Here is a 15,383-nt window from a genome sequence, read left to right on the forward strand (position 1 = left end):
CCGGTATAGTTTAAATGGTGTATTTTGCGCATTGAAGCAAGCAAAACCAGCCACGGCCACATTAAATTTCAGGCGATTCAGCGCCCAAATTGCCAAAATGTACATCACGCTTAATCAGCCGTTTCAGCGCAGCGGGTTTGACAGGTTTGGGCAGATACAACAAATCTGCTTCCATCGCCTCGTCCCGAATGCCGTCGCTCCGGTTCGCCGTGATTAAAATTCCCGGTACTGGAGTTTTCCACTGTTTACGCAAACACTGAGCGGCCTCAATACCCGTTTCTCCGTGGTCAAGGTGGTAATCTACCAACACGATATCCGGGGTAGTATCGCAGCGCGCTAGCGCCTGCGCGTAGGTGGCGGCACTCACTACACTCGCCCCCCAGTCCGATAACAGTGAGGTCATGGCAACTGTAATTTGTGCATCGTTTTCTAACAGCAGGACTGTTTTGCCCGCCAGAAGCTGGCCACTTGGCTCAACCGCCGGGGCCGCTTTGCGGCTTTGTTCCATGGCTACAGCGCAGCGCGGCAGTGTGACTCGAAAAACGGTGCCTTTGCCCATTTGTGAGTGTAAATCTACATTGTGTTTCAGCAGGTGGCTGATCCGCTCAACAATCGTCAGCCCCAGGCCCAGCCCCTGATTGTGGTTATCTTTATCTAACTGATGAAACTCGTTAAATATTTCATGCTGCTGATGTTCAGCAATACCCGGCCCGGTATCGTATACACATAAAACCACTTTGCCGCTGCCCTGACGGCGGGCGCCAATCAGTACACCGCCGTGCTGGGTATAGCGAATAGCGTTGGACAATAAATTCTGCGCTATACGCCGCAACAGCTTTTTATCTGATTTAACAATCAGGCGGGTTTTGCAGTAACGTAATGTGAGTCCCTGTTCAGCGGCAATTACCGAGAACTCGCGCACCAGTGAGCTCAACACATCATCCAGACAAAACTGACTAACCTGCGCAGTTAATACCCCAGACTCCAGCTTGGTCATGTCCAGTAGCATCGACAGCAGGCTTTCGGCGCTGTTAAGTGAATTTACCAGCCCTTCAGTTAACGACGCCTGTTCAGTGCCTGAATGCTTTTGAGCCAGCATGGCTGCAAATAAAGTGGCGGCATTAAAAGGTTGCATTAAGTCGTGCCCGGCGGCAGCTAAAAACTTGGTTTTACTCTCGTTGGCATGATCGGCCTCCAGTTTGGCCTGGTGCAGCTCTTCGGTGCGTCGGCGTACCCGGTCCTCCAGTTCAGCCTTGGCCGATTTCAGCTCATCCTGAATGGCAATGTATTCGGTAATATCGCTGTATGTGGTCACGTATCCGCCACCGGGCAGGGGGCTGCCGTTCAGCTCTATTACCCGGCCATCGGGTTGCTTACGCACATATTTGTAGCGGCTGCCTGCTTTCATATATTCAATGCGTTTGGCAATTTCACGTTCAAAGTCGTGCACTTCGCCAAGCAAGCCTCGCTGAGCGTTGTATAACAGCAGCTCTTCTATCGCCATGCCCGCTTTCAGAAAGCCTCGGGGGTAATGAAAAAGCTCAACGTAGCGCTCATTCCACGCCAGCATGCATAACTTGTCATCCAGCACGCTGATCCCCTGTTCAATGTTCTGCACAGACGACTGCAATACCTCATGATTAAACTGAAACGACAGCGAGGCTTCCTCTACCCATTCCACCAGTTCAGGCAGGGTATCCTGGGTAGTATCGGCAATGGCGCTTAATAAAATACGCGCACTGGGGTTGCCTACCTGACCGGCAATCAGCTTTTCCGCGCGTTGCAGCAGTGAGCTGCTGGCATAGCCGCCGCGCTGCTTATTAATATCCACCGACAACTGCTGAATGAGCGCCCGGTTAACTTCCGGCTCCAGTACCTTTTCAGTCAGCGCGGTCAGGTCGCTGATGCGTATAGCTAAATCCGGTCTACCAGTTTGTGAATTGTCTTCTGGCATCACCGGCAGAGCGCGCCGGGAGGTAAGCAGGGCAACCACCACAAATACCACGCAGTTCACCAGTAAGGAGTAGGCAAATCCCAGGCCTAGCTCGCCGTCAGTGGGGGCGGGGTTAAAGTAATAACTCGACATTACACTGGGGTATAACAACCACATCACCCAGCAGACAAAACCGGCCAGCAGCGCACATTTGGCAGCCTGCCGTGTGGCCCGGCGCCAGTACACTCCGAACATAAGAATGGGAAATGCCTGCGCAAGCAGGGCAATGGCGATGATGCCGCTTTTTACCAGTGGAGCCGACTGGCTTACATTGAGGTGATACCAAAACGCTACCGACAACACCACCAATACCGTCACCCGGCGAATGGTAAGCAGGCTGCGAGCCTGCATGGTGTTGTGCGGATCCTGTTTAAGCGCCAGCTTCAGCCACAGCGGGGTAATGAGGTTATTGGATATCATAATACCGAGGGCCAGCGTGGCTACAATGACCATAGACGTGGTGGCAGACAACCCGCCGATAAAGGCAGTAACCGATACCGCCAGATTGTCAGCTTGTAGCGGTAACGCCAGTACATAGGCATCGGCCTCCATGGAAGCGGGCAACAGCAAACTGCCGGCTAAGGCAATAGGTAGCACAAACACCGTCATGCCCAGCAAATATAGCGGAAACAGCCAGCGCGCGGTGCGTAACTCACCCTCACCATTTAATTCTATAAAGTTCATATGGAACTGGCGGGGCAGTACGAACATCGAACATACCCCCAGCATCACGTGACTGATATACACCCACAGCCCGGCATCGGCATACAGCACCTGACTGGCGCGGGGATCAGCCGCGGCCTTAGCCACCACATCCAGCACGCCGTCAAACAATACATAACAAACAAAAATGCCGACGACGAGCAGGCCTGCCAGTTTGATAAGTGATTCCGCGGCAATGGTGAGCAGTAAGCCGGGGTGCTTGTCGGTCAGGCTCAGCGTGCGGGTGCCAAATAAGATGGCAAACAACGCCATCAGCGCCGCCACATAAAATCCCACTGTTCGGCTACTGTCCTGAGTGGTGGGGGTCAGTAAGTTAATACTTTCAGTAATGGCGTCCAGCTGCAGGGCAATATAAGGAATCACCCCGATAAAACTGAGAATAGTAATAAGGCCTGCCAGCGTATGGGAGTGCTGATAACGCAAACCAATCAGATCGGCCAGCGAACTGACATTATGCCGCTGACACAGCCGGGCAATCCGCAACACCACCGGAAACGCAAACGCCATGGTCAGTATAATACCGGCATAGGTAGGCACCACCGCCCACCCGTATTGCGCGGCCTGGGCGGTGGTGCCGAAAAAGGCCCAGGAGGTGCAGTGCACACCTAAACCCAGGCTGTACAGTACCGGGTGCTGCTGATTATCGCGCAGGTGTTTGTCGCCCCAGAAAGCGAGTAAAAACAACAGGCCCAGATACAGAGCGACAATGCAGCCAACCGTCCAGATACTTAACATGCGCGTATTTTGTTTGTTAAACAGTGTCTTACCCTAGCACACCTGTTTTGCAAAGAGGATATTTTCAGCAAAACCCATAAAAAAATCAGGGTGAGACTTGAAGGCAGCTAAACCAACCCCATTAATAGCTCCAACGTATATTTTGCCCCAATTATCGCAACATTCTGGAGGTAGGCATGAGCGAACCGCGCGACGTGCAGGAGCAGCAAGAAGAGCAGAACGCACAACAGGCTGAACAGCAGTCTGCAGATGCGGCGCAGGAAACTGTACAGGCGCAGGAAGACGCGCCGGTAGATGAAAACGCCCAGCGCATTTATGAGCTGGAAACGGCGTTGTCTGAAGCCCAGGCAACCATTAAAGAGCAACAGGACGGTGTACTGCGTGCCCGTGCTGAAATGGAAAATGCCCGTCGCCGTGCCGAAGGCGAAGTTGAAAAAGCCCGCAAGTTTGCGCTGGAGCGCTTTGCCGGTGAATTGCTGCCGGTTATTGATAACCTGGAACGTGCAATTGAGATGGGCGATGCCGACAACGAAGCAGTTAAGCCGCTGCTGGAAGGCGTCGAAATGACACGTAAAACGTTCATCAGTTCTATTGAAAAATTCGGACTGGCGCCGGTAGATCCGCAAGGTGAAAACTTTAACCCGGATCTGCACCAGGCGATGTCCATGCAGGAAAGTGCCGAGCACGAACCGAATACGGTAATGGCGGTAATGCAAAAAGGTTACACGCTGAACGGCCGTTTGTTACGCCCGGCGATGGTAATGGTATCGCGCGCACCAAGTGACGGCGTCGACACCAAAGCATAACGCTGGCAGAACTTTTTTTCTGTCAGGTATTGAAATACGTGGGAAATAACCCCACAAAAATAGCAAGAATTTAAACAGACTTTTCGGAGACACGTAATGGGTAGAATCATTGGTATCGATTTAGGTACAACGAATTCATGTGTCGCAGTGTTAGACGGCGACAAACCGCGAGTAATTGAAAACGCGGAAGGCGACCGCACCACGCCTTCTATTATTGCTTACACCAACGACGGCGAAACCCTGGTTGGTCAGTCTGCAAAACGTCAGGCAGTTACCAACCCTGAGAACACATTGTTCGCTATTAAGCGTTTGATTGGCCGCCGTTTTGAAGACAAAGAAGTTCAGCGCGACATCGACATTATGCCTTACAAAATCGTTAAGGCTGACAATGGCGATGCATGGGTAGAAGCGAAAGGCGACAAAATGGCGCCTCCGCAGGTTTCTGCCGAAGTGCTGAAGAAAATGAAGAAAACTGCCGAAGACTATCTGGGCGAAGAAGTTACTGGCGCGGTTATCACCGTACCGGCCTACTTTAACGACTCTCAGCGTCAGGCAACCAAAGACGCGGGCCGTATCGCCGGTCTGGAAGTTAAACGCATTATTAACGAGCCAACTGCGGCCGCCCTGGCCTATGGCATGGACAAGAAGAAAGGCGATAACGTTATCGCAGTCTATGACTTAGGTGGTGGTACGTTCGATATCTCAATCATCGAAATTGATGAAGTAGATGGCGAGCACACGTTCGAAGTACTGGCCACAAATGGTGATACCCACTTAGGTGGTGAAGACTTCGATAACCGTATTATCACGTACCTGGTAGACGAGTTTAAGAAAGATCAGGGCATTGATCTGCGTAAAGATCCCCTGGCCATGCAGCGTTTGAAAGAAGCCGGCGAGAAAGCGAAAATTGAACTGTCTTCTTCACAGCAAACTGAAGTGAACCTGCCGTACATCACAGCAGATGGTTCAGGTCCGAAGCACCTGGCTATCAAACTGACACGTGCGAAGCTGGAATCACTGGTTGAAGACATGGTGAAAAACTCACTGGAACCTGTGAAGAAAGCACTGGGCGACGCTGACCTGTCTGTGAATGATGTTCATGACATTATTCTGGTAGGTGGTCAGACGCGTATGCCATTGGTACAGAAGTACGTTACTGAGTTCTTCGGCAAAGAGCCACGTAAAGATGTTAACCCTGACGAAGCGGTTGCCGTAGGTGCAGCTATCCAGGGTGGTGTACTGTCCGGCGACGTGAAAGACGTGCTGCTGCTGGACGTGACGCCACTGTCACTGGGTATCGAAACCATGGGCGGTGTGATGACCGTACTGATTGAGAAGAACACGACTATTCCTTCGAAGAAGTCGCAAACCTTCTCAACTGCGGAAGACAACCAGTCAGCGGTTACCGTGCATGTACTGCAAGGTGAGCGTAAACAGGCACAGGGCAACAAGTCGCTGGGTCAGTTTAACCTGGAAGGTATTCGCCCGGCAGCCCGTGGTGTACCGCAAATTGAAGTCTCGTTTGACATCGACGCCGACGGTATCCTGCACGTCTCTGCAAAAGACAAAGACACAGGTAAAGAACAGAAGATCACTATTAAAGCTTCTTCTGGTCTGAGCGAGGAAGAAGTCGACAAGATGGTCGCTGACGCCGAAGCAAATAAAGAAGCGGATAAGAAATTTGAAGATCTTATCCAGGCGCGTAACCAGGCTGACGGCATGATCCACGCTACCCGTAAGCAACTGGATGAAGTAGGCGATGCATTGTCTGCAGAAGACAAAGCACCAATTGAAGAAGCTCTGAGTGCGCTGGAAACAGCCACAAAAGGTGAAGATAAAGAAGAAATCGAAGCCAAAACTCAGGAGCTTATTCAGGCATCCAGCAAGCTGATGGAAGCGGCACAAGCCAATGCTGCCCAGGGCGGTGAAGGTGAAGCGCAGTCTCAGGAAGGCGGCAAAGCTGACGATGACGTTGTCGACGCTGAATTTGAAGAAGTGAAAGACGACGACAAGAAGTAAGCTGTTGCACTTGCCCGGTGGGACTGCAAGTCAACACCGGGCACCATGAGCAGTGTAGGCGCAACAGGGATGACTTGTTGCGCCTTTTGTTGTGTAACGCAACACGCAACCTTAAGCAGTATACGTTGGCTGGCCACTAGGGCTGACTGACAAACGAGTAGGAAAAGTAAGCGATATGTCGAAACGTGACTACTACGAAGTGCTAGGGGTAGACAGAAGCGCCGGCGAACGCGAAATTAAAAAAGCGTATAAAAAGCTGGCGATGAAATACCATCCCGACCGCACCCAGGGCGATAAAGCCATGGAAGATAAATTCAAGGAAATCCAGGAAGCCTACGAAATACTGACCGACTCGCAAAAGCGTGCGGCGTATGATCAGTACGGTCATGCCGGGGTAGATCCTAATCGCGGTGGTGGCGCTGGCTTCGGTGGTGGTGCCGATTTCGGTGATATCTTTGGCGATGTATTTGGCGACATCTTCGGCGGTGGCCGGGGTGGTCGACAGTCTCGTGCCCGCCAGGGTTCAGACCTGCGCTATAACCTTGAGCTGTCGCTGGAAGAAGCGGTACGCGGAAAAGAAGTTGATATCCGGGTACCGACACTGGTTGGCTGTGACAAGTGTGATGGCTCTGGTGCAAAAGCGGGCTCTACGCCTACAACCTGTCCAACCTGTCACGGTAATGGCCAGGTTCAGATGCGTCAGGGTTTCTTTGCTGTACAGCAAACCTGTCCCACATGTTCAGGCAAAGGCAAGATCATCAGCGATCCGTGCAACAAGTGTCGTGGACAGGGTCGGGTAGAGAAAACCAAAACTCTGAATGTGAAGATCCCTCCGGGTGTCGATACGGGCGACCGTATTCGGTTATCGGGCGAAGGTGAAGCCGGTGAAGCCGGTGCACCACCGGGCGATTTATACGTCCAGGTGCATGTGCGTGAGCACAAGATATTCACCCGCGACGGCAACAACCTGTATTGCGAAGTGCCGCTGAGCTTCACTACCGCAGCCTTAGGCGGTGAACTTCAGGTACCTACCTTAGACGGTAAGGTAAAACTGAAGATAAGCCCCGAAACACAAACTGGCCGCATGTTCCGCTTACGCGGTAAAGGTGTGAAGTCGGTGCGTACCGGCGCCATGGGCGATCTGATGTGTAAGGTGGTAGTAGAAACCCCGGTCAATCTGTCGTCTCGTCAGAAAGAATTGCTGAAAGAGCTGGAAGATTCTATGGGCGGCGAAACCGCCAAGCACCGGCCGAAGGAGCAGGGCTTCTTCGACGGCGTGAAGAAGTTCTTCGACGATTTGACTAACTAGTTATTGAGCCCTCCTTCAGGAGGGCTTATTGTATGGATAGCGGTAAGAGCACACGTGAGCTTATTTCGTATATGCACCGTACTCTTATTGAAATGGAAATGTGACAAGACCGGAGAAATTGCACATGACACGAACGTTAAAGCAGGCGTTGTCGGCCACAGTATTATTGGCGGCAATGGGTAGTCCGTCAGTGGGCGCAGCAGAAGCCGTTTCAGAAAAACACGCAAAAGCAGCGGTAGAATACCGTCAGTCGTTATTCCAGCTGGTGCGCAGCAATATGGGTCCGCTGGGCGGTATGGCGAAAGGCGCCATTCCGTATGATGAAGAAGTTATGATGACCAACGCGGTTCGTCTTGAGCAGCTGGCCGACATGATGGTGGATTATCTTGAAGTGGACACCCGCAAGTTTGATGTAGACACAGCAGCGAAAGATGCCCTCTGGGAAAACTTCGACGAGGTTGAAACGAAGGTTGCCGCCTTACGAAAAGCATCTGCGCATTTGCAGCAGGTGGTTGAAGCTGGCAATGAAGACGCGTATCGCGCAGCCATTGGCGACATTGGCGCTTCATGTAAATCGTGTCATGATGATTACAAACGCGACTAGCGTGTAAAGTAACTAGCCTAAACAAAAAATCGTCGCTTTGCCGGCGATTTTTTTTTGGTCGAAAGTCCAATTGCCAGGCCCGGTAATTTCGCTGCGAACATTAAAAATAAAAAAAGTTCCCTTACATGATTGAAGTTTAGAGAAAAACTGGTGATAGTAAGGCCGCACAATAAAAAGATGCGCAAAATAATAACATTTAGGAACAAGTATGTTTAAACACTCATATCTGACTCGCTCTATCAAACGAGCGACCTTACTTGGTCTGGCCGGCTCACTCTCATTAGCGGTCCACGCACAGGATAACAATGCGGGGACAGATGCCCAGGCTGAAGAAACTGTTGAAAAAATTCAGGTTACTGGTTCACGCATCGCGCGACCAGAGCTGTCGACTCCGGCTCCAACAATTACGGTAAGCGCAGAAGAAATCGCGCGTTTCGGTACACCTGACTTAGGTAGTATTCTGGCCGAGCTGCCAGCAATTGCAGCTGGCTCTACACTGGTAGGTAACAACAACAGCAATGCCAATGCTGGTATCAGTTCACCGGATCTGCGTTCACTGGGAGAAAAGCGTACGCTGGTGCTGGTAAACGGTAAGCGTCACGTAGCAGGCTCCCCTTTCTCTAACGCCGTAGATACAGGCTCTATCCCAGCAGCTCTTATCGAGCGTATCGAAGTTATTACCGGTGGCGCTTCGGCTATCTACGGTTCTGACGCGGTATCTGGTGTTATCAACGTTATTTTGCGCGACGACTTCGAAGGTCTCGAATTTAACGCCGATATGACTACAGACCTGGAAGATATTGGTTATAACACCAATGTGTACAGCTTCCTGGTAGGTGCGACCACCGAAGATGGCCGTGGTAACGTGACTTTCTTCGCTGAAACTAACCATATTGACGAAGTCATGAAGCCGGAAATGCAACAGTTCCAGAACTGGGGCACTATCGAAAACCCGGAAGATGGTGGCGAAGATGACGGCATTGTGGATCGTCTGCGCGTTCCTAATGTTGGGTCAGAGATGATCAACCGCTTTGGTGTATTGAACCCGTTCGGTAGTGGTTCACGCATCACGTTCAATGCAGACGGTTCACCCCGTGATCAGGTATCTCGTATCGGCGATAACAGTTTCGCATTTGGTAGCTTCGACCAGGCCTACGATTCTGTGTTCTTCACTGAAGATTACGAAAACTACATTCCCGACCAGGAAACACTGACGTTAGCCAGTACGTTCCGTTGGGATCTGAACGACAACGCCCGCTTCTACGGCGACGTAAAATACGTTGATAAGTACATTGAGCAGCAATTCCAGCCTTCTTTCCGCTTTGGAAACGTAACGATAAATGTAAGCGAAAATGCCTTCTTAGACGAATCTACCAGAGCGCGTCTGATTTCAGAGGGGCAGTCAGGCAACATTCGCATGGCACGGTTCTTCGACGATATCGGTAACCGTTCTGCATCGAACGATCGTAAGTTATGGCGTGTCATGACCGGCGTGAAAGGCTTTTTCACCTTAGGGGATACTGACTTCGATTACGATGTGTATTACTCACGTGGCGAAGTATCTAATGAGCGTCGCACATTAAACGATTTAATCCCGGATAACCTGGTTGCCGCACTGGATGCAGTAGTTGATCCTGAAACAGGTGAAGCTGTTTGTCGTAGCCAGTTGCCAAGTGCACAGGGCGAAGGCTATGAAGATCCTGCCTCGGTCAATGGCGACCAGTGTGTGGCCTTTAATCCGTTTGGATTTGGTCAGGCCAGTGCTGAAGCCTACGACTTCGTTTCAGGCGACGTGACGCGCACTGACGAAATTGAACAGCAGTACTATGGTGCTACGCTGGCATTTGATTCGGCTAACTGGTTCAACTTACCGGGTGGGGCCATGGGCTTCGCAATGGGTTACGAGCACCGTACCGAAGAAGTTACTACCACTACGGATGAATTCACTAAAGCCGGGTTCTTTACTAACGCGGCCACGCCTGATTCATTTGGTGGTTATGACGTAGACGAGTACTTCCTGGAAGTGCGCTTACCGCTGTTAAGCGATATGACCTTTGCTCATGAGTTCTCCATCGACGGTGCTTTCCGTGGCGCAGACTATTCACATGCCGGTAATGCCGATGCATGGCAGGTAGGCTTCATGTGGGCGCCTGTTGAAGATGTACGCTTGCGTGGTACAACCGGTGAAGCGGTACGTGCACCTAACGTAGATGAGGCATTCTCGCCGCAGTCACCTGGTTTTGCGCGGGTGAGCGATCCTTGTGATGCGGATAACATTGACAACGATCCGGATCGTCGCGCTAACTGTGCCGCCATTGGTATCCCAGAAGGCTTTGAAGCCAACGATAACGTAAGTGTAAACATTCTGTCTGGTGGTAACCCTGACCTGTTCTCAGAAACCAGTGAGTCAACCACTGTAGGTATTGTATGGACACCGGCATTTATCGAGAACTTATCGGTAACCCTTGACTGGTACGATATCGAAATCAGCGATGCGATTATTGAAGTATCGGCTCAGGACATTGTTAACAACTGTGTGGATGCCACGGGTGGTCCCGACACGGTATTCTGTGCGCAGGTAGACCGTAACGAGCTGAATGACGTTGACCTGGTACGTACCGGTTTTGTTAACGCCGCGCGTATTGAAACCAGCGGTATTGAGTTCCAGGTGCGTTATGTGACTGACCTGACAGACTTCGACTTACCGGGTGAAGTTCGCCTCAACTTCCAGGGTAACATTGTTGATGAGTTGAACGAGTTTGAATTCCAGACCCGTCCTGACGAGATTGATGTAGAAGTGGGCGAAGTGGGTGACCCTGAGTACCAGTTCCGTACTATCGTCGATTATCGTATTGATGACTGGAACTTCAACTACACGAGCCGTTTCATCGACCGTTCAGCTCTGTTTGATGTGTCACCGGGTGGCGATACGCCTGAAGATGCCTCCCCTGCGTTCGTGGGCACAATGTGGACTCATGACTTCAGCGTAGAGCACATTTATAACGAGCACGTTGAGCTGTCACTTATTCTGCGTAACGCCTTTAACAAGGTACCACCAGGCTACACTGACAATGCTCTGTATGACTTAGTGGGCCGTCGCATCAGCGCGGGTATCACAGTACGCTTTGAGTAAGTTTTACTCCCACGTCCGCCGCTTAGCTTATAGTTAACGGAAAGGATGTCAGCTAGAAGCCACCGAGGTTAACGCCCGGTGGCTTTTTTATTTCTTAAGTTTTGATAATCCACGTGAAAACCTTCTGCTATTTGCCTTAGCCTGCTTTCCATCAATAGGTCGCTATACTAACCAATATTCTGGTTTCAATCGGATAAGCTCCGCCAGCCGGGCAATCATGTCTCTCTCTGCGCAGTTATCCGTGTCGCTTTTGGTTCACTAGTTTGCATACTGCCATTCCTCCACTACGCTTATAGCATTCAGTCCTGCCGGCAAATTTTACAGCCACAGGAACTACTGCCTACACTCTGCGACATATTTCGCAAGGAGAGCGAACCGTGAACCTGTCTTATAATTTGCAGACGTACGCCTCTGCCGGGGTTGAGCAGGCGTTGTCTGACATTGCTACCCAGTACAGGCAAGACTGTGGCGCTTCAGACATTATGGTAGTGGCCACCCACTTTCATAGCCAGCAAGCCCCGCTGCTTTTTACTACATCCAAGACACTATCAAACAGTGACAGCATTGGCTTACCCGGCCATTGCCAGACGCTGCTGTCACTCACAGAGTTAAGCGCGCCACTTAAGGCGGAAGAGTTTGTCTGGCCAGCTCAGTTGAATGATCTGGCAAATTTATTCGTTTTAATCGGCAGGCTGAACGATGCGCAGGGCAACATTTTTGGTGCGGTGCTGTTTTTATATCACAAAAGCACCGTGGCACCTTTGCATCAGGCTTTTATGGAGGTTACCCGCCAAAGAATGGCGCTGATAATTCAAAGCCAGCTAATCCAGCACCCGTACGCCGAACGCCTCACGGAAAAGCTCCAGTTGCTGGACGAGATAGGCAGAATGTCACACACCGGTGGATGGGAGTACGATATCGATGCAGGAAAAATAAGCTGGACAAAAGAAACCTATCATTTTTTCGGTTTAAACGAAGACGAAGACGTAAACTTCTATCGGGCTCTCGCCAACTTTCCCAGAACCGCACGCAAACGACTGCTGCGGGCACTCACCCATACGGTTAAAGAAGCGCAGCCATTTCAGCTGGAGTTACCATACTTCGACAGCGCCGGGAAGCAGCGCTGGCTTATTATCACCGGGCGGACCGCGCTCACCACAGGTAGTGTGAAACGCCTGTACGGGTCGGTACAGGACGTGACAGAGCAGCATCACCTGTCCGATACCCAGCACAGCTACACCACCTACTTTGCCAGTATTCTCGACAACCTCAATGATGCGGTTATCACTGTCGATGCGCAGGGTACAATTCTAACGGCGAATGCAGCTGTGTTCAGCGTATTTGGGGTGAGTGCTGACGAACTTATTGGTCAGGATGTGTCAGTACTCCTTCCGGATAATGTGGGGAGCAACAATCATCAGTTACTGAATGGCTTTGTAGACTTCGCCAATAACCATCCTAACGACCAGGCGCAGGAGCTTATTGCTCAAAATGCCTCGGGCGGTCTCTTTCCTGTGGAGTTGTCGCTCTCGCAGGTTAGTCAGGATGGCCAGCGGCGTTTTATCGCAATTATCCGCGACATCACTGAGCGCCGATTAGCCACCGATAAAATTCTGAAACTGGCCTATACCGATGCAATAACCGGTCTGCCTAACATGAAATCGTTGGAACAGGCGGTGCAGAGCGTGATAAACGCGGCGGGTCCGAAGCGGCAGGATATCTATTGTTGCATGATAGATTTTGATAATTTTGCCCAGCATAACCTGTCTTTTGGCAGGCAAACCGGCGATTACCTATTGCAGATAATAGCCCAAAGACTGACCCGGGCGTTGCCAGCACATTTCGTAGTGTACCGGGGCGAAGCTGATCATTTTTACGTGCTATACGACCTGCCTTTTCCGCCCGACGATAAAGCCACCACCACATTAATCAATGAAATGGAGTGGAAGCTCTATAACACGCTACTTAATAAAATGATGCTGAACGGTCATACTCATACGATTACCGCCTCGCTGGCATCGGCGCATATTCACAGCCATGCCACAAGCTACGAAAAAGTGATCGGCATTTTAGCGTTCGCCCGCACCAAAGCAAAAGCGCAGGGACCGGGGGGAAGGGTAGCCCTGGCGCGCGCTGCATACGAAGAATATGAACGCCTGAATTACATTAAGCAGTCGTTTGGACGAGCACTGGCTGAAGGTGAGTTTCACATAGTATTGCAGCCTCAGTATGACGCCTCTGGCTATATTGTGTGCTCCGAACTACTACTACGCTGGCAGCACAAAAATATCGGGCCGGTTTGCCCCTCTGAGTTCATCCCCCTCGCTGAAGAAAGCGACGCAATCGTACACCTGGGTTACTGGGCGCTGGAACAGGCATGTCAATTGCTGCATGAGTGCCGCCACCAGGAAATATCTACCCGGCTTGCAGTTAATGTGAGTGGCAGGCAGATCGCACGGGCAGATTTCTACGACAGGTTGATTCAGTTAACGGAGAAGTGGTGCGTTGATCCGCAGCAGTTAGTACTGGAGATAACAGAAACCAGTCTGGTTGAGGGCATTGATTTAATTAGGGAGCGCATTATCGCGCTGGCCGAGTTAGGTTTTGCCTTTTCGGTTAACGACTTTGGTACTGGGTATTCAAGCCTGAGTTACCTCAAAGAGCTACCAGTCTCGGAACTTAAAATTGATAGCTACTTCGTGGATGAGATTAATTTTAGTAGCGAAGATATACCGATACTTAATACTATCCTCGATATGGCCCATGCGCTGGGAATCCGTACTGTGGCGGAAGGCATTGAAAGCGATATGCAACTGGAATACCTGAAAACCAGAGGCTGTGATGTTTTTCAGGGGGATTTCCTGTCGAGACCTGTCAATGTGATGTGTTGGCAGACTATGCTAGGCGGGCAGCAGCCCGTCACGCAGAGTTGCACATAGTAATAATGGTTTAAACTATGCAGCAGGCATTGCAGCCTGCTGCATGGGCGAGCCGGTCTGTAGAATCCCGGCTGCCTGAATGCCATACAGTGCAGCTACATCATTTACCACTGCACTGGTGCTCACCACGACCAGCCGCTTGTGCACAGTGCGAACATAGCCGTTATGCCATCTTGCGCGGGGTGCCCGAAGTATTTTCTGATATGCTCTCCCGGCTGGTGAGGATATCGCGTATTTCTTTTTCTGACGGCAAACGTGTCACGGTAAGCGGGGCGTTAGCGCGTGCTTTGCTTACAAAACCTTGCGCCATGAAAGCAGTCAGCCAGGCAGTCTCAGGATAATAACCCCACTTCTCACGATAGCGGTTCGCATTCGCCACAATATCCAGTAAGTGATTAAGTGGGCACCGGCGGCAATGACGGTACTGCTTAAAAGTGACCACGGGGCGGGTTTTAATTTGCATCCCGCGTTTGGCACACCGGGTAGCAAAGTCGATGTCCCCGATACCGAATCCGTAAAAGCCTTCATCGAACCCGCCCAGCTGCATAAAATCCTGGCGGTTCAGGCTGAACAGTGCTGAATTAAATGTGCCCCGTGAGGGAGTAGTAACGTGCTGGTTGTTACCCTTGGCCGCCAGCGCGCTGAGTTCGCTGTAACAGGCGTTGCGGGACATGACGGTCATTTCTGTGAAACCGGTAGTCTGGATAACGCCGCGAGTGGGAGCTTCAGTTAGCAGGCTGAATAACTCAGGGTGCGGCACACAGTCAACATCCGTGAACACCAAGTTGTTTGCTTCACTGGCCTGGGCCCCGCGGTTACGTGCCTGAGCAATGGGTAGGGCAGAGGTGGTAGTAAACTTGTGTTTAATGGCAAAGTGGTCTGACTGCACCAACGAATGGGATGAGGGCGATGTCATCCACACCACGATAAGTTCGCGGGGTTTTACACGGGTAGCTTCCAACTGCCTCACAAGCCGGTGAAACTCGGGCACTCTGTTCTTAACCAGCGTGATTACGCTGACATCAGATTGGGCGGACATGGTATTTCCCTCCATGCAGATAGTATTTACCTCTGATTAAAAGTTGCTGCAACCTGTCCAGAAAAAGATAAGCGGTCTGCAGC

At 51.2% G+C, this 15,383-nt stretch carries 7 protein-coding genes and 1 pseudogene; 6 read left to right on the forward strand and 2 right to left on the reverse strand.

Translation table 11 applies throughout. The features are described 5' to 3' along the window. Nucleotides 1-61: 61 nt before the first annotated feature. Entirely contained in the window at nt 62-3,451 is a 3,390-nt protein-coding gene (locus OCL06_RS04170) for a hybrid sensor histidine kinase/response regulator (protein WP_262992496.1), read from the reverse strand. A 176-nt stretch (nt 3,452-3,627) separates the two neighbouring features. Between OCL06_RS04170 and grpE the strand changes: the two genes are divergently transcribed. The 6 genes and pseudogenes from grpE to OCL06_RS04200 all read left to right on the forward strand — a co-directional run bounded on the left by grpE (nt 3,628) and on the right by OCL06_RS04200 (nt 14,261). Continuing rightward, entirely contained in the window at nt 3,628-4,257 is a 630-nt protein-coding gene (gene grpE, locus OCL06_RS04175; protein WP_262992497.1) for a nucleotide exchange factor GrpE, read from the forward strand. Between the two features lie 78 nt (nt 4,258-4,335). Beyond that, nucleotides 4,336-6,276, forward strand: a pseudogene (dnaK, locus tag OCL06_RS04180) (molecular chaperone DnaK); the annotation flags it as partial. Between the two features lie 175 nt (nt 6,277-6,451). Further along, nucleotides 6,452-7,585, forward strand: coding sequence for a molecular chaperone DnaJ (gene dnaJ, locus OCL06_RS04185; RefSeq protein ID WP_262992498.1), 1,134 nt, complete (start codon nt 6,452-6,454; stop codon nt 7,583-7,585). A gap of 124 nt (nt 7,586-7,709) precedes the next feature. Further along, nucleotides 7,710-8,189, forward strand: a complete 480-nt coding sequence (locus OCL06_RS04190) for a c-type cytochrome (protein ID WP_373318441.1) — start codon at nt 7,710-7,712, stop codon at nt 8,187-8,189. A gap of 208 nt (nt 8,190-8,397) precedes the next feature. Further along, nucleotides 8,398-11,322 (forward strand): TonB-dependent receptor domain-containing protein, encoded by a 2,925-nt coding sequence (locus tag OCL06_RS04195; protein ID WP_262992499.1) that lies wholly within the window; start codon nt 8,398-8,400, stop codon nt 11,320-11,322. Nucleotides 11,323-11,699: 377 nt separating this feature from the next. Continuing rightward, a complete protein-coding gene (locus OCL06_RS04200; RefSeq protein ID WP_262992500.1) occupies nt 11,700-14,261 on the forward strand; it encodes a putative bifunctional diguanylate cyclase/phosphodiesterase in 2,562 nt (853 codons plus the stop codon). Nucleotides 14,262-14,424: 163 nt separating this feature from the next. Here the strand turns inward: OCL06_RS04200 and OCL06_RS04205 are convergent, their stop codons facing one another. After that, nucleotides 14,425-15,300, reverse strand: coding sequence for a glycosyltransferase family 2 protein (locus OCL06_RS04205; protein WP_262992501.1), 876 nt, complete (start codon nt 15,298-15,300; stop codon nt 14,425-14,427). Between the last annotated feature and the right edge of the window lie 83 nt (nt 15,301-15,383).

The organism is Alteromonas salexigens (assembly GCF_025628895.1).
GTDB lineage: Bacteria > Pseudomonadota > Gammaproteobacteria > Enterobacterales > Alteromonadaceae > Alteromonas > Alteromonas salexigens.

Coding starts and splice junctions, on each gene's coding strand:
- OCL06_RS04195 (WP_262992499.1), top strand. CDS start 8,398: ATGTTTAAACACTCATATCTGACTCGCTCTATCAAACGAGCGACCTTA.
- OCL06_RS04190 (WP_373318441.1), top strand. CDS start 7,710: ATGACACGAACGTTAAAGCAGGCGTTGTCGGCCACAGTATTATTGGCG.
- dnaJ (WP_262992498.1), top strand. CDS start 6,452: ATGTCGAAACGTGACTACTACGAAGTGCTAGGGGTAGACAGAAGCGCC.
- OCL06_RS04205 (WP_262992501.1), bottom strand. CDS start 15,300: ATGTCCGCCCAATCTGATGTCAGCGTAATCACGCTGGTTAAGAACAGA.
- OCL06_RS04170 (WP_262992496.1), bottom strand. CDS start 3,451: ATGTTAAGTATCTGGACGGTTGGCTGCATTGTCGCTCTGTATCTGGGC.
- grpE (WP_262992497.1), top strand. CDS start 3,628: ATGAGCGAACCGCGCGACGTGCAGGAGCAGCAAGAAGAGCAGAACGCA.